The sequence below is a fragment of the Sulfitobacter sp. SK025 genome (assembly GCF_003352105.1).
Taxonomy (GTDB): domain Bacteria; phylum Pseudomonadota; class Alphaproteobacteria; order Rhodobacterales; family Rhodobacteraceae; genus Sulfitobacter; species Sulfitobacter pontiacus.
The window spans coordinates 1,395,700-1,413,679 of sequence record NZ_CP025808.1 but is presented as its reverse complement, the minus strand read 5'-3'; the positions used below and the strand labels follow the sequence as shown (position 1 = coordinate 1,413,679).

Annotated in this window: 15 protein-coding genes; 3 read left to right on the top strand and 12 right to left on the bottom strand. The window is 61.9% G+C overall.

What is annotated here, in order from left to right; genetic code table 11:
* Positions 1–6: 6 nt before the first annotated feature.
* The 7 genes from betA to C1J04_RS06750 form a co-directional block, all read right to left on the bottom strand.
* On the bottom strand, positions 7–1,665 hold the full coding sequence (betA, locus tag C1J04_RS06780) for a choline dehydrogenase (protein WP_009826501.1): 1,659 nt from the start codon (positions 1,663–1,665) through the stop codon (positions 7–9).
* Between the two features lie 261 nt (positions 1,666–1,926).
* On the bottom strand, positions 1,927–3,378 hold the full coding sequence (gene betB, locus C1J04_RS06775; RefSeq protein ID WP_009826500.1) for a betaine-aldehyde dehydrogenase: 1,452 nt from the start codon (positions 3,376–3,378) through the stop codon (positions 1,927–1,929).
* Between the two features lie 57 nt (positions 3,379–3,435).
* Entirely contained in the window at positions 3,436–4,620 is a 1,185-nt protein-coding gene (locus C1J04_RS06770) for a choline transporter (protein WP_009826499.1), read from the bottom strand.
* A 64-nt stretch (positions 4,621–4,684) separates the two neighbouring features.
* Positions 4,685–6,193, bottom strand: a complete 1,509-nt coding sequence (gene betC, locus C1J04_RS06765) for a choline-sulfatase (protein ID WP_009826498.1) — start codon at positions 6,191–6,193, stop codon at positions 4,685–4,687.
* On the bottom strand, positions 6,190–6,765 hold the full coding sequence (gene betI, locus C1J04_RS06760) for a choline-binding transcriptional repressor BetI (protein WP_037954284.1): 576 nt from the start codon (positions 6,763–6,765) through the stop codon (positions 6,190–6,192). Before betI ends, betC begins: the two co-directional genes overlap by 4 nt.
* Before the next feature lie 122 nt (positions 6,766–6,887).
* On the bottom strand, positions 6,888–7,790 hold the full coding sequence (locus tag C1J04_RS06755; RefSeq protein ID WP_005852306.1) for a DMT family transporter: 903 nt from the start codon (positions 7,788–7,790) through the stop codon (positions 6,888–6,890).
* 37 nt (positions 7,791–7,827) lie between these two features.
* A complete protein-coding gene (locus tag C1J04_RS06750; RefSeq protein WP_009826496.1) occupies positions 7,828–8,424 on the bottom strand; it encodes a LysE/ArgO family amino acid transporter in 597 nt (198 codons plus the stop codon).
* 200 nt (positions 8,425–8,624) lie between these two features.
* On the opposite strand from C1J04_RS06750, the gene C1J04_RS06745 reads away from it, so the two are divergent.
* Positions 8,625–8,864, top strand: coding sequence for a hypothetical protein (locus tag C1J04_RS06745; protein ID WP_009826495.1), 240 nt, complete (start codon positions 8,625–8,627; stop codon positions 8,862–8,864).
* Between the two features lie 143 nt (positions 8,865–9,007).
* On the opposite strand, the gene C1J04_RS06740 is transcribed toward C1J04_RS06745, so the two are convergent.
* On the bottom strand, positions 9,008–9,748 hold the full coding sequence (locus tag C1J04_RS06740) for a YebC/PmpR family DNA-binding transcriptional regulator (protein WP_005852303.1): 741 nt from the start codon (positions 9,746–9,748) through the stop codon (positions 9,008–9,010).
* A gap of 160 nt (positions 9,749–9,908) precedes the next feature.
* On the opposite strand from C1J04_RS06740, the gene C1J04_RS06735 reads away from it, so the two are divergent.
* Entirely contained in the window at positions 9,909–11,681 is a 1,773-nt protein-coding gene (locus C1J04_RS06735; protein ID WP_009826494.1) for an SLC13 family permease, read from the top strand.
* A 79-nt stretch (positions 11,682–11,760) separates the two neighbouring features.
* Here the strand turns inward: C1J04_RS06735 and C1J04_RS06730 are convergent, their stop codons facing one another.
* The 4 genes from C1J04_RS06730 to mgtE form a co-directional block, all read right to left on the bottom strand.
* The gene (locus tag C1J04_RS06730; protein ID WP_009826493.1) at positions 11,761–13,533 is read right to left on the bottom strand and encodes an SLC13 family permease; all 1,773 of its coding nucleotides are present in this window, start codon (positions 13,531–13,533) and stop codon (positions 11,761–11,763) included.
* A gap of 151 nt (positions 13,534–13,684) precedes the next feature.
* Entirely contained in the window at positions 13,685–14,497 is an 813-nt protein-coding gene (locus C1J04_RS06725) for a TIGR00282 family metallophosphoesterase (protein WP_009826492.1), read from the bottom strand.
* 77 nt (positions 14,498–14,574) lie between these two features.
* Complete coding sequence (locus tag C1J04_RS06720; protein WP_037954281.1) at positions 14,575–15,135, bottom strand: 5-formyltetrahydrofolate cyclo-ligase; 561 nt, start codon at positions 15,133–15,135, stop codon at positions 14,575–14,577.
* Positions 15,132–16,535: a magnesium transporter gene (gene mgtE, locus C1J04_RS06715; RefSeq protein ID WP_005852296.1), complete on the bottom strand. Its 1,404-nt coding sequence runs from the start codon at positions 16,533–16,535 to the stop codon at positions 15,132–15,134. Before mgtE ends, C1J04_RS06720 begins: the two co-directional genes overlap by 4 nt.
* A gap of 117 nt (positions 16,536–16,652) precedes the next feature.
* Here mgtE and guaD point away from each other — a divergent pair, with 117 nt between their 5' ends.
* Positions 16,653–17,945, top strand: coding sequence for a guanine deaminase (gene guaD, locus C1J04_RS06710; RefSeq protein ID WP_009826489.1), 1,293 nt, complete (start codon positions 16,653–16,655; stop codon positions 17,943–17,945).
* The last annotated feature ends 35 nt before the right edge of the window (positions 17,946–17,980 follow it).

Below are 17,980 nucleotides of genomic sequence, written 5' to 3'. Positions count from 1 at the left end.
AGCCCCTTAGCGCTGCGCGGTTTCCCAGTCGGGGTGGATCCAGGGCGCGTCATTCGCCGCCGCCAATGGATCAAGCCCCAACACATGGTCCGAGATTTTCTCGCCCACCATGATCGACGGGGCGTTCAGGTTGCCATTGGTGATCCGCGGGAAGATCGAGCTGTCGGCGACGCGCAGCCCCTCTACCCCGATCACACGGCCCTGCGGATCGACCACCGCCTGCGGGTCATCGGCGCGGCCCATGCGGCAGGTGCCACAGGGGTGATAGGCGCTTTCGGCATGTTCGCGGATGAAGGCATCAAGCTCTTCGTCGCTTTGCACATCGGCCCCCGGCTGGATCTCGTGTTTGACGAAGGGTTTGAAGGCGTCCTGCGCAAAGATCTCCCGGGTGAGGCGAATACAGGTGCGGAACTCCTCCCAATCCTTGTCCTGCGACATGTAGTTGAAAAAGATCTTCGGCGCGTCGGCCGGATTGCCCGAGGCCAGCGTGACAGACCCGCGCGAGGTCGACCGCATCGGCCCCACATGCGCCTGAAACCCGTGCCCTTCGGCGGCGGCCTGCCCGTCATAGCGCACGGCAATGGGCAGGAAGTGATACTGTATATCGGGATATTTGATCCCCGCCTTCGACCGGATGAAGGCCGCGCTTTCGAACTGGTTCGACGCGCCCATGCCGGTTTTCGTGAACAACCACTGCGCGCCGATCACGGCCTTGGAAAAGATGTTCCAGTGCTTGTACAGCGTAATCGGCTGGCTGGCGGCCATCTGGATATACAGCTCAAGGTGGTCTTGCAGGTTCTGGCCAACACCGGGGCGGTCGGCGATCACCTCGATACCATGCTCTGCCAGATGGGCCGCAGGGCCGATGCCCGACAACATCAACAGCTTGGGCGAGTTGATGGAGGACGCCGCGATGATCACCTCGCCGCTGGCGCGCAGCACCTCGGTCTTGCCACCGCGCAGCACCTCGACGCCGACAGCGCGACCGTCTTCGATCACGATCCGCTGCGCCAAGGCGCGGACCAGTTCGACGTTGCCGGTCTTTTGCGCGGGCCGCAGATAGGCGTTTGCCGCGGACCAGCGACGGCCCTTCCAGACCGTCTGCTCCATCGGGCCGAAGCCTTCCTGTTTCTCGCCGTTATAGTCGTCGGTCGCCTCGTATCCCGCTTGTTTGCCCGCCTCGACAAAGGCTTCGAACAAGGGGTTTTCGCGCGGGCCACGGCTGACATGCAGCGGGCCATCGGTGCCGCGCCAGTCGGGGTCGCCCCCGTGGCCGCCGTCGTGCCAGCTTTCCATGCGTTTGAAATAGGGCAGCACATCGGCATAGCCCCAGCCGTCGGCCCCCTGCTCTTCCCAGTGGTCATAGTCCATCGCGTGCCCGCGCACATAGACCATCCCGTTGATCGACGACGATCCGCCGATCACCTTCCCACGCGGGGTCGCCAGACGACGGTTGTTCAGATGCGGTTCGGGTTCGGACTGGAACCCCCAGTCGTAGGTTTTCATGTTCATCGGGTAGGACAACGCCGCCGGCATCTGGATGAACGGCCCCGCATCACTGCCACCATGTTCGATCACCATCACCTTGCGCCCTGCCGTGGCCAGGCGGTACGCCATCGCGCAGCCCGCGCTGCCTGCCCCTACGATAATAAATTCAGCTTCCATCCTATCGCCTTCCTTCCGTGAGTCTTGCGCGGGTCAAGGAGGCCGCAGGCCCCGCGCCCCCGGCGCGGCTTGTCCTTGACGCGCGCAAGACTCGCATCCCAACATTAACGAGGTGACTTGAGGATCAGACCGATCCCTCAAGCACCTCTCAGCATATTCCCGCACGCCCTGCCCAAGCCCCCCTATGTTGCCGAAGGAAAGCTCGGGCCGGATGCGCGCCCATCTATCGCATGCGCGTCAGCGCAGCGTTTGATCAGCGCCCTAGAAAGGCGCTTCCATATCGCCCATGCGCACATAGACGGTTTTCAACTGGCTATAGTGATCAATCGCCGCCTTGGAGTTCTCGCGCCCCACGCCCGAATTTTTCATGCCGCCAAAGGGAGCTTCGACCGGCGCGTCATTGTAGGTGTTGATATAGCAGGTGCCCGCCTCGAACCCCGCCGCGACGCGGTGCGCGCGGGACAGGTCTTTGGTGAACACACCGGCGGCCAGACCGAATTCGGTCGCATTGGCGCGGGCCATCACCTCTGCCTCGGTCTCGAAATCCAGCACCGACATGACCGGCCCGAAAATCTCTTCGCGGGCGATGGACATGTCGTCGGTCACATCGGCAAAGACGGTGGGCTGCATGTAAAATCCGTCCCGGTCGATTGCTGCCCCGCCATAGACCAGACGCGCGCCTTCGGCCTTGCCCTTTTCGACATAGCCAAGCGCGATCTCCATCTGACGTTTTGACACCATCGGGCCAAAGCTGGTGTCAGGGTCCATCGGGTCGCCGATCACGGCAGTGTCCAGACGTTCGGCCAAGCGTTTCAGGAATGCCTCTTTGATGTCGCGGTGCACGAAGACGCGGGTGCCGTTCGAACAGATCTGACCCGAGCTGTAGAAATTGCCCAAGATCGCGCCGCTGATGGCGTTTTCGATATCGGCATCCTCGAACACGATCATGGGGGACTTGCCGCCCAGTTCCATCGTGACATGTTTGATGCCGTCGGCAGCCGCGGCATAGACCTTGCGGCCCGTGGGCACAGAACCGGTGAGCGAGACTTTGTCGACGCGCGGGTCTGTCACGAGGGAGGCCCCCACTTCGCCCATGCCCTGCACAACGTTATAAAGACCGGCGGGCAGCCCTGCCTCTACCAGAATTTCCGCGACTTTCAGCGCGCAAAGCGGCGTCGTCTCGGACGGTTTGAAGATGATCGAGTTCCCGCAGGCCAGCGCCGGTGCGCCTTTCCAGCAGGCGATCTGCGTCGGATAGTTCCATGCGCCGATGCCAACACACACCCCCAGCGGTTCCCGGCGGGTATAGACCCAGTCTTCGCCCAGCTGGATATGCTCCCCCGTCAACGAGGCCGCCAGACCGCCGAAATATTCCAGCGCATCGGCACCGCTGGTCGCATCCGCAACCGAGGTTTCCTGATAGGGTTTGCCGGTGTCATACGTCTCGAGGATCGACAGATCGTGGTTGCGTTCGCGCATGATGTCAGCAGCGCGGCGCAGGATACGGCCCCGTTCGGTGCCGGTCATCGCGGCCCAAGCAGCCTGCGCGTCCCGCGCGGCGGTGATGGCTTTCTCGACGATTTCCGGCGTGGCGGCATAGACGGTCGCGATGACCTCGCCCGTGGCCGGATAGATCACCTCGATCGGGGTGCCGTTGGTATCTTCGACATATTCGCCGTTGATGAAATGGCTGGCGGTGGGTTGCGTTTGCATAGGTCTCTCTTTTCGGTTGGGCCCCGCCCGTATGGCGGGGCCGCTTAGGTTTAAGGGTTATTCGGCTGGGATATTGGCGTTGCCATCCAGCCCGTGCAGGTGACGGCGTTTGACAAAGAACATATAGCCAAGCGCCAGCAGGTAGATGCCGATCACGATGGTCCCGACCCACTGGATCTGCAGCCATTGGCTTTGGAACAGCAGGGTCAGCACAAACAGGCCGATGGCGTTGGCCAGCACATAAGACACAGTGCCAAAGCGTTCGGTCGTGAAGTTGAGGTTATCGGTGTAGAGCCGGATCAGACTGTCGAAAGAGTTGATCACGAACACGATGCCCACGATGGTCATGGCCCAATTCGGGAAGCCCGCGGTGCCGATGCCGTTCAGGTGGTAGTAATACAGCACCGAGAACCACAAGCCCAAGGGGATCGACGGGAATACCAGCAAGGACGCCAGCAGTTGCCATGTCTTCAGCCCGCCGACAAAGCGGCTGACGAACTGCCCGATCATGATCGACCAGGCGAACCACCAGAACAGGTAGAATTCGTGGTAATCCGTCAGCGGGATGATGAACTTGTGGATATTCGCGAAATAGCCGCCAAGGTTGCTTGCCGTTGAGGCAAATTCGCCCAATCCCATGCCGGCATTCAGCCACATGTAAGCGATCAACGCCAGAAACAGCAGGGTCGAGCTGACCGACAGCACACGCACGAACTTCAGATCGGTGGAGCTGAAAGCCGCAATCAGGATCACGAGGAAGCAGATCAGGTAGAAGACCGGCAGGATCGTCTCTCCGTCGCCGACCTCGGCGATGTAATAGGGCATATAGATCAGGAACAACGCACCGGTGAAGGCGCAGGTGGTGATGATCACGATGTTGTTCAGCAGTTTGATCGCGGGGATTTCAAAGAACTTCACCCGCGGCTCGATGGCACAGAAATAGAAGGTCGTCAGGAAGTAGAACGTCCAGATCAGAAACCCCCAGAACCCGAATTCAAGCGCCAGCGGGTTGGTGAACCCATAGGCCGGCTCGGTCGCCGTATCCGCATAAAGCGGAAAGTCGAAGGCCAGAGGGAACATGATCAGCCCTACATCCAGCCCCGACGTGAAGAGGATCGCGATAAAGGTGAACAGCGGCACCGGCGTCACGCCGGTCAGCGGCAGGTTCCACCACTTGATCGTACAGAAAACAGTTAAGCCCAAAGCCAGTATGACCCCGAACGAAATGATGGTCGTTAACATTGTGTCCCTCCGTGTTGGGGGTGCATTATTGGTTTGGTTGCCCGCACGCCCTTGGGCGGTCGTTCTATTCGCCGCGCGGAAAACGTTTGTTTTCTTCCAGCACGTTCAGATCCATGTGGTTGCGCATGTATTGCTCTGACGCATTGCGCAGCGGCTGGTGATCCCACGGATAGTACCCGCCCTTGCGCAGCGCCTCGTAGACGACCCAGCGGCGGGCCTGGCTTTTGCGCACATCGGCATCGAAGGCGGCCAGATCCCAGCGGGCGTCGGCCTTGGCCGACAGGGTCAGCCGCGTGCCCTGATGGGCAGGTTCTTCGGCAAGGTTGGTCAGCTCGTGCGGATCGGTTTCCAGATCGAACAGTTGGTCCGGGTCAAGCGTGCAGCGGTTGAACTTCCACTTGCCGTAGCGCAGCGACACCATCGGCGCGTAAGACGCCTCTGCCGCGTATTCCATCGCAACGGGTTCGGTGCGTTCCACCCCCTGCCCCATGGGTACCAGCGATTGCCCCGTGGTCCATTCCATCACCTCGTCCATGGACACGCCTGCCAGATCACAGACGGTGGGGCACACGTCGATATTGCTGACCGGCGTGGTTTGCAAACCGGGTGCCATCTGCGGGGCGGCGATCATCATCGGGACGCGGGACGACCCTTCGAAAAAGCTCATCTTGAACCAAAGCCCCCGCTCGCCCAGCATATCGCCGTGGTCCGAACAGAAGACGATGATCGCCTCTTGGCGCGTGTCCTCTAGCGTTTGCAGGATCTCACCGATCTTGTCGTCAAGATAGCTGATGTTGGCAAAGTAAGCCTGACGCGAACGTTTGATATCGCGTTCGGTGATGTCGAAACTGCGCCAATCGTTCGCGTCAAAGATACGTTTCGAATGGTTGTCCTGATTTTCATACCCCAGATCGGGCACCTCGGGCAGCAGGTGGTCGCAATCGTTATACAGATCCCAGTACTTCTTGCGTGCGACATAGGGGTCATGGGGGTGCGTAAAGCTGGCGGTCAGGCACCACGGGCGCGGATCCAGACCGCGGGACAGGTCGTAAATCTTGCGCGTCGCCTCATAGGCCACGGCGTCGTCATATTCCATCTGGTTGCTGGTTTCCGCCACACCTGCGCCGGTCACCGACCCCATGTTGTGATACCACCAGTCAATGCGTTCCCCCGGCTTGCGATAGTCCGGCGTCCAACCGAAATCGGCGGGGTAGATATCGGTGGTCAGGCGTTCCTCGAACCCGTGCAGCTGATCGGGGCCGACGAAATGCATCTTGCCCGACAGGCACGTCTGATAGCCCGCGCGGCGCAGATGGTGGGCGTAGGTGGGCACGCTGGACGGGAATTCAGCCGCGTTATCATAGACGCCCGTGGCCGACGGGAGCTGCCCTGACATGAACGCCGCCCGCCCCGGCGCGCACAGCGGGCTGGCGGTATAGGCGTTTTTGAACCGCGTCGACCGCGCCGCCAGCTTTTTGAGGTTCGGGGCATGCAGCCAGTCAGCTGGGCCGTCGGGAAACAGCGTGCCGTTCAACTGGTCGACCATCAGGATCAGGATATTGGGTTGGGTCATTTCGCACGCTCCACCAGCATATGAAGCACCGACAGGGCGCGGTCGCTGGCGGCGCGGGCGCTGCCCTCGTCCGACAAGGCGGCGCGCAGGTAAAGCCCGTCGATCAGGGCGGCCAGCGTATCGGCATCCCCCGCCGGATCATTCGAGATCGGGCGCAGCGCATAGGTCAGGTTCGACCGCAGCCGCTTTTGATACACCACCAGCAAACGGTAGGTTTCGGTATTGGTCCGCGAGGAGGCATAGAGCGTCATCCAGGCGCTGACCGTTGCCGGATCGAAATAGCTTTCCTCAAAGCTCGCGCGGATGATCGCCTCGGCCCGTCCCAGCGGGGATTTGTTCAGACGCAGCTCGCGGCGGACCTCGGCGCTGTATTCCGTCAGGATATAGCGCATGGCCGCCAGAAAGATCTGGTCCTTGCCCCCAAAATAGTGATGCGCCAGCGCCGAGGACATCCCCGCGCGGCGCGCGATCTGGCCGACCGTCACATCCAGTGACTGGGCAGCACCGATTTCGGCAATCGTCGCTTTGACCAAGGCGTCGCGGCGAATAGGCTCCATTCCGACTTTGGGCATAAAGAATCCTTAGTGGTTTGATAGCGTCTGGCCATCAAACCTACGTTCATTGACTGACAAGTCAATAAAAACCTGAGCGCGGATCAACTCAGGGTTTAGTCATTTTCCAGCCCGCGGCGTTGCTAGAATTTCGTCGCCGGCGTGGCGGGGGTAATCTGACGTTTCAGCATCGCCTCGCGCCATGTGATAAACGTCACCGACCCAAGGATCACCGCCCCGCCAAGAACGACCCAGATATCAATGGGTTCAGCAAAAACGACAGCACCTAGCGCCGTGGCCCAGACCAGTTGCAGGAAGGTCACCGGCTGGGTCACCGTCAGCGGTGCTGCGGCAAAAGCCAGCGTCATGGTATAGTGGCCTGCGGTTGCAAAACAGGCGACAGCGGCGAGGATTCCGATCTCTTCCCACGTGGGGGTGATCCAGTTGGCAAGCGCGAAGGGGGCCAGAAACAGCGTCACGAACAGCGACATCATCGCGACGACGACCGACGGGCGCACCTCATCCGCAAGCACCTTGGCCAGCAAATAGGCCCCACCAAACACCACCGCCGCGATCAGCATCGCGAAATGCCCGCCGGTCAGCTCTCGAAACCCGGGTCGTAGGATGATCGCGGCCCCGACCAGCCCCAGCACGACCGCAATGATCCGGCGCAGGGCCAAGCTCTCGCCCAGAAACAGCGCGGCCCCGATGGTGACATAGATCGGAGCAAGATAGTTCATTGCCGTCACCTCGGCGATAGAGATACGGGTCATGGCGTAGAACCACAGGATAACGCCCACCCCATGCAGCCCGCCGCGTACCGAAAAAAGCGCCCATTGGCGGCGCGACAGCTTCGCCTCGCGCAGCGCGCCAATCGCGGGCAGCAGGAACACCAAGCCAAAGCCATAACGGATAAAAGCAGCTTCGGAGGACGGCAGGCGCGGGCCCATATGTTTGACCAAGGCGGTCACGCAAATGAAACACAGGCCGGTCACGACCATCCAGAAGATACCGGTGACGGGGCGTTGGGGATGGGCAGTTGTCATGGGCGCAACATTCCCCAACCCTTCCCCAAGGGCAAGGTCACATCAGCAGAAGTTTCAAAGCAATCGCCCACATGGTCAGCGCGATCACACCATCCAGAATTTGCCAGCTGCGCGGCTTGCTGAAAAACGGCCCCAACAGGCGCGCGCCATAGCCCAGGCTGAAAAAGAAAACAAAGCTCGCCGTGACCGCACCTGCCCCGAAGGCAAGGCGGCTGTCATATTGCGCGGCGATAGACCCCAGCAGCACGACGGTATCAAGATAGACATGCGGGTTCAGCCAGGTCAGCGCGAGCAAGGTCAGGATCGTGCGGCGCAGGCTGGTTTGCGCGGCCCCGTCAGCGGCCAGCGCATGGCCGCCCTGCCAAGCCGATCGCGCGTTCTGGAAGCCGTACCAGATCAGGAACGCCGCCCCGCCGTAGCGCATCAGCGTTTCGAACCACGGCACCGCCGTTGCCAGCGCACCGAACCCCGCCACCCCTGCGGCGATCAGCACCGCATCTGACAAGGCGCAGGTCAGGCAGACCCAAAAGACATGCTGCAACCGCAAGCCTTGGCGCAAGACAAAGGCGTTCTGCGCCCCGATCGCCAGAATCAAGGTCAGGCCCAAGGCAAAGCCGGGAAAGAAGGCGGTCATATGTCAAAAGCTCCGTCGGGAATCTGGGCCGGTCTCGGGCAAGATGCACCGCCGGGCCCCACCCAAAAATAAATTTTCATCCCCTGCAACCCCAACTTTATTGTTGCGGCCGCGAAACATTTGCGTGATTGGGCCCGTTACTACTAGCGAACCACAGATACAGCGCCTATCTGATCCGCATACAACCAAGGAATAATGTCATGTTCGACGACAAACAGAAGCTGGAAATCAGCCAAGATGAATTGGCGCTTATCGAAGCAGCCCTGCACACACAGTCCAAGATCCTGAGCGTTCAGGCAAGCGCAGGCGGATCAAAGGCCTTGGGGCACCTGAACGAGGTCAAACGCGTCCTCGCCTCTATCTCGCAGCAGCGCGTGCGCGACACAACGACCAAACCGGCCTGGGGTGGTCTTTTTCGCATGGCGCGCCTTTTGGGATAAATTCGGCCCCAAACGCTGACACAAAAAAACCGCCCCGCAGCTATGCTAGGGCGGTTTTTTTGAGTCTCGCGGGCGCGTGACGCACCCGTCACCCGCCAAAGCAAAGCCCCGCCGCGACGTGGGTCGCTGGCGGGGCGTAAATGTTACAGCTGCTCCATCACCTCGTCAGAGGCTTCGAAGTTCGCGGTGACCCGCTGCACGTCGTCGTCGTCTTCCAGGGCGTCGATCAGCTTCATCAGCTTTTCCATCCCTTCCAGATCCATTTCGGTCGTGGTGGTCGGACGCCAGACCAGCTTGGTGCTGTCGGATTCGCCCAACTCGGCCTCTAGCGCGGTACTGACATCGTTCAGGTCGGTATCCATGCACCAGATGACATGTCCGTCATCCGAGCTTTCGACGTCTTCCGCGCCCGCTTCGATGGCGGCCATCATGACGGTGTCGGCATCGCCAACGCTGGCGGGATAGGTGATTTCGCCCTTACGGTCGAACATGAAACCGACGCTGCCTGTCTCGCCCAGATTGCCACCGTTCTTGGTGAAGGTGGACCGCACGGTCGATGCGGTGCGGTTGCGGTTGTCGGTCATCGCCTCGACGATGACGGCAACACCATTAGGGCCGTAGCCTTCATAGCGGATTTCTTCGTAATCCTCGCCCTCGCCGCCGACGGCTTTCTTGATCGCGCGTTCGATGTTGTCCTTGGGCATGGACTGGCCCTTGGCCTCTTTCACCGCAAGACGCAGACGCGGGTTCTTGTCCGGATCGGGTTCGCCCATCTTCGCCGCGATGGTGATTTCTTTGGAGAGCTTGGAAAACACCTTGGCGCGCAGTTTGTCCTGACGGCCCTTACGGTGCTGGATATTTGCCCATTTTGAGTGACCTGCCATGGTGACCTCATATGCTAAAGTTCTCGGTTGGCTCTCTATACGGCAGCCCACGCGCCTGAACAAGCCACCGCGCACGCGCGCGGTATGGCTGGGTTTGGGGCAGACAGGCGTGCGGGCGGCTGCTAGGGCTTTGGTCGCAGTTCACGCAAGGTACGCCCCCATGACCACCGATCAAATCATCCTATTCACCCTGTTTGCCGCCGTGTTTGGCATGCTCTTGTGGGGGCGGTTCCGCTATGACCTTGTCGCCTTTGCCGCGCTGATGGTTGCCGTGGTGCTGGGGGTGGTCGACAGCAAGGATGCCTTTGCGGGTTTTGGTCACCCTGCGACGCTGGTGGTCGCGCTGGTGCTGATCGTATCGGCGGGGCTGACGCGGTCTGGCGCGGTGTTGCTGATCACGCGCACGCTGGTCGATGCCTCGCGTAGCCTTGGCGGGCATATCACGCTGATGGGGGTCATCGGCGGGGTGCTGTCAGCCTTCATGAACAACGTCGCGGCCCTCGCGCTGCTGATGCCGGTCGACATCCAGACCGCCCGCAAAGCCGGGCGATCCCCGGGATTGAGCCTGATGCCGCTGAGCTTTGCCACGATCCTTGGCGGCATGGCGACGCTGATCGGGACGCCGCCCAATATCATCATCGCCTCGATCCGACAGGAATCCCTTGGCGAACCGTTCCGCATGTTCGATTTCGCCCCTGTGGGCGGGATAGCGGCGGCGGCGGGGCTGGCCTTTGTCGCGCTGATCGGCTGGCGGTTTATCCCGCAGCGCGAGAATAACGTGCTGGGCCCCGAAGACCTGTCCCCCTATCTGGCAGAGCTGACAATTCCCGAAGGCAATGCCCAGATTGGTAAACGTCTGGCAGAGCTTCAGGACGCAGCCGAGAAGGCCGATGTCGCCATGCTGGGGGTGATCCGGGACGGCAAGCGCCGCTACGGCCAGTCACGCAACCTGCCCCTGCGCGCAGGCGACGCGCTGGTGCTTGAGGCGACGCCCGACGCGCTGGACGAATTTCGCAGCACGCTGGACCTGCATGTCGCAGACGCCGACCGCGAAGACCGCCTGCGCGCCGATGGCGAAGGGGTCGAGATCATCGAGGTCGTGGTCACCAGCGATTCCCGGCTGAACGGCCGGTCGGCTCAGGCGGTTGGCCTGTCGTGGCGGCAGCGCTCCGTGCTGCTGGGGGTATCGCGGCGCGGCAAACGCATCACCTCGCAACTGCGCAAGACCGAGCTGCAGGTGGGGGATATTCTGCTGCTGCTCGTGCCGCGCGATACCGCGTCCCATGTGGTCGAATGGCTGGGCGTGCTGCCCCTTGCCGACCGCGGGTTGGCGGTGACCGAAAACCACAAGGTCTGGCTGGCCATCGGCCTGTTTGGCGGCGCGGTTACGGCGGCGAGCTTTGGGTTGATCTACCTGCCCGTCGCCTTGGGGCTGGTCGTAATCGCCTATGTGCTGGCGCGGATCGTCCCGCTATCGGAACTTTACACTCATATCGAATGGCCCGTCGTCGTCTTGCTGGGGTCGATGATCCCGTTGGGGGCGGCGCTCGAAAGCTCTGGCGGGACGGAGCTGATTGCCGGTGCGCTTGTCGGATTGACCCAAGGGCTGCCCGCATGGGTGGTGCTGACGGTGCTGATGCTGGTCACCATGACCCTGTCGGATGTGCTGAATAACACCGCCACCACCATCGTAGCCGCCCCCGTGGGCATCCAGATGGCGGCAAGCCTTGGTGTCTCCCCTGACCCGTTCCTGATGGCGGTCGCCGTCGCCGCATCGAGCGCGTTCCTGACGCCCATCGGACATAAGAACAACACGCTGATCCTTGGTCCCGGGGGCTATAGCTTTGGCGATTACTGGCGCATGGGGCTGCCGCTCGAGATCATCGTCGTCGCGGTGTCCATTCCGGCTATTCTGGTCTTCTGGCCGCTTTAGGGGCAGAGCCAAGGGAAGGAGCCGGGGGCCAGCCCCCGGACCCCCGGGATTTTTGCCATTTGGAAGCGCGGGAACGGTGCTACCAGAAGAGCGGGATCATCATGGAGACGAGCAGCGACATCGACAGGTTGAGCGGAATACCAATGCGCATGAAGTCGGTGAAACGGTAGCCGCCCGGGCCATAGACCAGCGTGTTGGTCTGGTAGCCGATGGGGGTGGCAAAGGCGCAAGACGCCGCGATCATCACCGCCACGACCAAGGGGCGCGGGTCCATGCCAAGTGCGGACCCGAGGCTGATGGCAATCGGTGTCATGATCACCGCCACCGCGTTGTTCGACACGATCTCTGTCAGGGTTGTCGTCAGCAGGAACACCGCGAAGATCACATAGAAAGGCGACAGCGTGCCGAGGAAGGGTGCGATATTGTCAACGATCAGGCTGATCGCGCCGGAGTTTTGTAACCCTGCCCCGACCGCAAGCATCGAGAAGATCAGTGCCAGCAGCCGGCCATCGACAAAGCTGAAGGCCTCTTCCGCGTCGATACAGCCCGTGACCAGGACCAACGCCACGGCCAGCACCGCCAGCAGCAGGATCGGCGCGACGTTCAGCGCGGCCAAGACCACGATCCCCACCAGCGCCGCGATGGCGATCGGGGCATGGCCACGCCGGAAGGCCCGTGCGGACGGCTGCGAGACGTCGACCATATCCATATCCGAGGCAAGGCGCTGGATATCCTCCATCGCGCCTTCGAGCAGCAGCGTGTCACCGACCTTGACGATGAGGTCGTCAAGCTGACGACCGATGTTCTGGTTCCGCCGGTGTACCGCCAAAGGGTACACCCCATAGCGTCGGCGCAGACGCAGCGCGCCGAGCGTGCGGCCCACCATCTTGCAGCCCGGCGTGATCAGCACCTCTACGGTCGAGGTTTCCACCGCCGAGACCTGATCGACGCGCTTAAGCTCTTTATTCGCCTGAAGGCTGAGCAGTTCCGTCATCTGGGTCCGCAGAACCACACGGTCGCCGACCCGCAGTTCGACACTGGCCAGATCGCGGCGCAACGACTGATCGCCGCGCACCACGTCGATCAGCCGCACGCCTTCGCGTTTGAACAGCTGCACGTCAAGCACCTCGCGCCCGATCAGGTTGGAGTCGGGCGGGATCACGGCTTCGGTGAAGAACTTCATCTTGGAGCGGTCGGACAGCATATTCGCCATACTGTCGCGCGCGGGCAGCAGTTTGGGGGCGAAGACGGCCATATAGATCAGGCCCCAGGCGCAGACGACCAGACCGATGGGCAGGATTTCGAAAATGCCAAACGGCTCCAACCCTTGCGACCGTGCGACACCGTCCACCAGAAGGTTGGTCGAGGTCCCGATCAGCGTCAGGGAGCCGCCCATGATCGCCGCATAGCTCAGCGGGATCAGCAGTTTGGAGGCTTTGGTGCCAAGCGTCTGGCTAAGCTGCACCACGACCGGAATCATCACCACCACCACGGGCGTGTTGTTCATCACCGCCGAGGCCGCCATGACCGCCACGATCACGCCCACCACCGCCGTTTTCGGATGCGTCTTGGCATAGCGTTCGGCCATGCGCGTCAGCACATCCAGCGCGCCCGTGCGTACCAGCGCGCCCATCACGATGAACATCGCGGCAATGGTCCAGGGGGCAGAGTTCTGCAGCACCGCCTGCGCATCGTCATAGGGCAAGATGCCAAGCGCCAGCATGATGGCCGCCCCCGATAGGGCCACGACCTCGGTCGGGAGGGATTCGCGCAGGAACATGACGAACATGATCACAACGACGGTCAATGCCAGGATGGCAGAGGTGCTATCCGACAGGTTTAGAAAGTCCATTCAGGTATATCCGGCCTTGGGCAGATGAAAATCAGACTGCAGTGTCGTTGATTGCAACGTCCACGGCAAGCGTCGCCTTGGGGCAAGCGTCAGATGCGCCTGCCCTGCGCTATTCCGGATACGGGTCTAGATCGTGCCAGCCGCAACGCGGTCAGGGCGCGCTTTGCTGCAACTTGCCGCCCTGACGCACGGGCACGATGCGGGTCGCCTTGCCGGTGCGGTCGTCGGTTTCGATATAGACGCCGGATAGGGTCGCTTCTTCGTTGGCGGGGGTGAAGCGGTCTTTGGGCATGCCGGTAATGAAGCGGCGCAACGGCTCCGTTTTCTCCATGCCGATCACCGAATGGTAATCGCCGCTCATGCCTGCATCTGTCAGATAGGCCGTCCCGCCCGGCAGGATCATCGCGTCAGACGTGGGCACATGGGTATGCGTGCCCACAACAAGGCTGGCGCGGCCATCACACCAATGCCCCATCGCCATCTTTTCCGAGGTCGCCTCGCAGTGCATATCGACAATCACCGCCGATGCCATGCCGCCTAGAGGGTGCGTCTTGAGCACAGGCTCAAGCGCCGAGAACGGATCGTCAAAGGGGCGTTTCATAAAGACCTGACCAAGCGCTTGGGTGACCAGCACCTTGCGCCCGTTCTTGGCGGTGAACAGTCGCGCGCCCTTGCCCGGTGCATTTTTCGAAAAGTTCAGCGGCCGGATGACACGCGGCTCCTGTTCGATAAAGCTCAGCATGTCTTTTTGGTCAAAGGCGTGGTCGCCCAGGGTCAGACAATCGGCCCCTGCGTCCAGCAGCGTTTTGGCGTGGCTGCCAGACAGCCCCATGCCAGAGGTGGCGTTTTCACCGTTCACCACCACAAAATCCAGCTTCCATTCCGTCCGCAGACGGGGAAGGTTTTCGCTGATTGCGCGGCGGCCCGCGCGGCCCATGACATCGCCGAGAAAGAGTATTTTCATGCCCCAAGCGTTAGGCTGCGCAGCGCCCGAGGGCAAGGGGCGGGGCTGCGGTTTTTGCGCGCGGGGTGCGGGCGCGCCTAGGCGATCTCGATCACGCCCGTCTCTGTCACGATCAGATCAAGCGGCTGGTCGGTGGGTTCAAGCGGCAGGTCGTCAACCTCTTGGCCCGCAAAGGCGAAACCGATCGCCAAGGTCGCCCGCCGCTCACGCAGCTGTTCCAGCGTGCGGTCATAAAACCCGCCGCCATACCCCAGACGCCCACCAGCGCGGTTGAACGCCAGCAGGGGCACAATCACGATTTCCGGGTCAAAGAAATCCTCGACTGCGGGGATCTGAGCGCCAAAGGCACCGTCCACCAAAGGGGTATCCGGGGTCCAGCGCGAAAACTGCAAAGGCTGCGCCGCGCCCATGATCACCGGCACGCCCACGGGGCCGTGGGCCGCCGCCTCGGCCATGGCGGGGCGCGGGTCAATCTCTGTACGGATGGGCAGAAAACCGGAGAGCGGGACGCCGCGATACCCCGCGAGCACTTCGCTCAGATAGCCGGCTTGCGCGGCGTTGGCACCATCAAACAGCGGCTTGCGACGGGCAAAGGCCGCCTTGCGCGCTGCCGCCTTGACCGCCGCCATATCCGTCACAGCAAGACCGCCGCCGCCAGCCCCAGAAAGGCGAAGAAGCCCACGACATCCGTCACCGTCGTCACAAAAGCACCAGAGGCAAGGGCCGGATCCACGCCGAAACGTTCCAGCAGGATCGGGATGCCCGTCCCCGCAAGCCCCGCCACGACCATATTGATCACCATCGCCGTGGCGATCACATAGCCAAGCGCGGGTGACCCGAACCACAGGATCCCGACGATCCCCATGATGATCGCGAAAATCAGGCCATTCACCAGCCCCACAAGACATTCACGCCGGATCACGCGCCAGACGTTCGATCCGGTCAAATCCCGGGTCGCGATGGCGCGCACGGCCACGGTCAGACTTTGCGTACCGGCATTCCCCCCCATAGAGGCCACGATGGGCATCAACACCGCCAACGCCACGATCTGCGCGATCGCCGCCTCGAACTGCGAAATCACCATAGAGGCCGCGATGGCCGTCACCAGGTTCACCGCCAGCCAGGGCAATCGCTGCTTGGTTGTCTCGATCACACGGTCAGACAGCGACCCTTCGCCAACACCGGCCAGACGCAGGATGTCTTCTTCGTGTTCCTCGTCCAGCACCGACATGGCGTCATCAATGGTGATCACCCCGATCAAACGCCCCTCGTCATCGACGACCGGCGCAGAGATCAGGTGATACTGGTTGAACGCATAGGCGACATCGCCCTCGTCTCGCAGGGCGGGAATGACCTGAAACGTATCCTCCAGAATGTCGCGCATGGGGGTGGCGCGTTTGGACCGCATCAGCTTGCCAAGGGTGACATTGCCCACAGGGTGCAACCGCGGATCGACCATGACGATGTGATAGAACTGGTCCGGCAGGTCTTCCTCGGGCGTGGCGCGCAGGTGATCGATCGCCTCGCCCACGGTCCAGTGTTCAGGGGCCATGACAACTTCGCGCTGCATCAAACGACCAGCGGAATATTCGGGATAGGTCAGCGCCTGTTCGACAGCGACCCGGTCCGCATCTTCTAGGGCCCCCAGAATGGTCTCGGCCTGCGCATCTTCAAGGTCTTCGATCAGATCGACAACATCATCGCTGTCCATGTCGCGCACGGCGTCCGACAATACCTCGGGCGTCAGAATCGCAACGACTTCCTCGCGGATCGATTCGTCGAGCTCCGACAGAATCTCGCCATCGAACTCGCGGTCATACAGCCGGATCAGCTTGGTCCGTTCAAAGGCGCTGATCTGTTCCAGAAGGTCGGCGATGTCGGCCGCGTGCAGCGGCTCCATCAGCTCTGTCAGCTTGGCGGCGTCATCGATTTCCACCGCATAGAGAATGGACGCCACGGCCTTCTTGTTCAGCCGATATGCCTCGCCTTCATCCTCGGCGTCGGGGGAGAGTTCAAGTTCCTGTGCGTCGTCAACCATGGCTGCCCCCACTTGCGATTTTGCGCAGACCATAAGCGTGCCACAGCGCGGATACAATGGCGCGGAACCCTGCGCTATCGGATTGTCGGCACGGCGGGCTGCGGTTAGACAGGCGGCATGAAAACACAAACACTCCTCCTCGGCCAAACGCTCCGGTTTACGGGCAATCCCCTCTCTGACCCGTGGGAGGAGACGGTTCATATCGACAGCGACGGTGGCGTGCTGATTGAAGGCGCGCAGATCAAGGCCGTGGGCCGCGGCGCCGACCTGCGCAAGGCGCACCCGCAGGCGACGGTGCAGGACTATGGCGAGCGGCTGATCTGCCCGGGGTTTGTGGACGCCCATGTGCATTATCCGCAGACCGCCATCATCGCGAGCTGGGGCAAACGGCTGATCGACTGGCTCAACAGCTATACCTTCCCGGAGGAAATGCGCCTGTCAGACCCCGCCTATGCCCGCGACATCGCCGGTCGCTATCTGGATCTGACTCTGGCCAACGGCACGACCACCGTCTGCTCTTTCGCCACCATCGCCCCCACCAGCGTCGACGCGATATTCGACGCGGCAGCAGAGCGTGGTCAGCGGATCGTGGCGGGCAAGACCTGCATGGACCGCAACGCCCCCGACGGGCTGCGCGATACGGCGCAATCGGCCTATGACGACAGCAAGATGCTGATCGACCGCTGGCACGGCAAAGGCCGCGCCAGCTATGCGATTACGCCCCGTTTCACGCCGACCTCGACGCCGGAGCAACTCGCGGCCCTGGGTGCGCTCTGGACTGAGCGCCCCGACTGCCTGATGCAGACGCACCTGAGCGAACAGATCGACGAGATTGCTTGGGTCCAAGACCTTGTGCCCCACGCCCGCGATTATCTGGACACCTACGAGGAACACGGGCTGGTGCGCGATCGCGCCGTCTTTGGCCACGCCATCCACCTGACCCCGCGCGAGATCGACCGACTTGCGGACAGCGGCGCATCGGTGGTGCATTGTCCCACCTCGAACACCTTCATCGGATCGGGACTGTTCGACATGGCGCATATCGCCGCGCAGCAGATACCGATTGGCTTGGCCACGGACACCGGCGGCGGATCGTCGTTCTCGATGCTGCGCACAATGGCTGCAGCCTATGAGATCGGTCAACTGCGCGGCACCCCCACCCATGCGGCGCAATTGATATGGCTTGCCACCGCCGGCTCTGCCCGCAGCCTGCATCTGCACGAAAAGATCGGCACACTCGCCGAAGGCTTCGAGGCCGACATCACCGTGCTCGACCTCGCCTCCACCCCCGCGATCAAGCAGCGCAGCGACAATGCGCACAGCATATGGGATCAGCTTTTCGCCACAATCATGATGGGCGATGACCGCGCCATCAGCGACGTCTGGGTCAACGGGGTGCGCCGAGGCTGACGCCAGCCTCCTTCATTTTGCCCTTAAACTCCCCG

Coding starts and splice junctions, on each gene's coding strand:
- C1J04_RS06755 (WP_005852306.1), bottom strand. CDS start 7,790: ATGACAACTGCCCATCCCCAACGCCCCGTCACCGGTATCTTCTGGATG.
- C1J04_RS06745 (WP_009826495.1), top strand. CDS start 8,625: ATGTTCGACGACAAACAGAAGCTGGAAATCAGCCAAGATGAATTGGCG.
- C1J04_RS06740 (WP_005852303.1), bottom strand. CDS start 9,748: ATGGCAGGTCACTCAAAATGGGCAAATATCCAGCACCGTAAGGGCCGT.
- betI (WP_037954284.1), bottom strand. CDS start 6,765: ATGCCCAAAGTCGGAATGGAGCCTATTCGCCGCGACGCCTTGGTCAAA.
- guaD (WP_009826489.1), top strand. CDS start 16,653: ATGAAAACACAAACACTCCTCCTCGGCCAAACGCTCCGGTTTACGGGC.
- betB (WP_009826500.1), bottom strand. CDS start 3,378: ATGCAAACGCAACCCACCGCCAGCCATTTCATCAACGGCGAATATGTC.
- C1J04_RS06770 (WP_009826499.1), bottom strand. CDS start 4,620: ATGTTAACGACCATCATTTCGTTCGGGGTCATACTGGCTTTGGGCTTA.
- betC (WP_009826498.1), bottom strand. CDS start 6,193: ATGACCCAACCCAATATCCTGATCCTGATGGTCGACCAGTTGAACGGC.
- mgtE (WP_005852296.1), bottom strand. CDS start 16,535: ATGGTTGACGACGCACAGGAACTTGAACTCTCCCCCGACGCCGAGGAT.
- C1J04_RS06725 (WP_009826492.1), bottom strand. CDS start 14,497: ATGAAAATACTCTTTCTCGGCGATGTCATGGGCCGCGCGGGCCGCCGC.
- C1J04_RS06730 (WP_009826493.1), bottom strand. CDS start 13,533: ATGGACTTTCTAAACCTGTCGGATAGCACCTCTGCCATCCTGGCATTG.
- betA (WP_009826501.1), bottom strand. CDS start 1,665: ATGGAAGCTGAATTTATTATCGTAGGGGCAGGCAGCGCGGGCTGCGCG.
- C1J04_RS06750 (WP_009826496.1), bottom strand. CDS start 8,424: ATGACCGCCTTCTTTCCCGGCTTTGCCTTGGGCCTGACCTTGATTCTG.
- C1J04_RS06735 (WP_009826494.1), top strand. CDS start 9,909: ATGACCACCGATCAAATCATCCTATTCACCCTGTTTGCCGCCGTGTTT.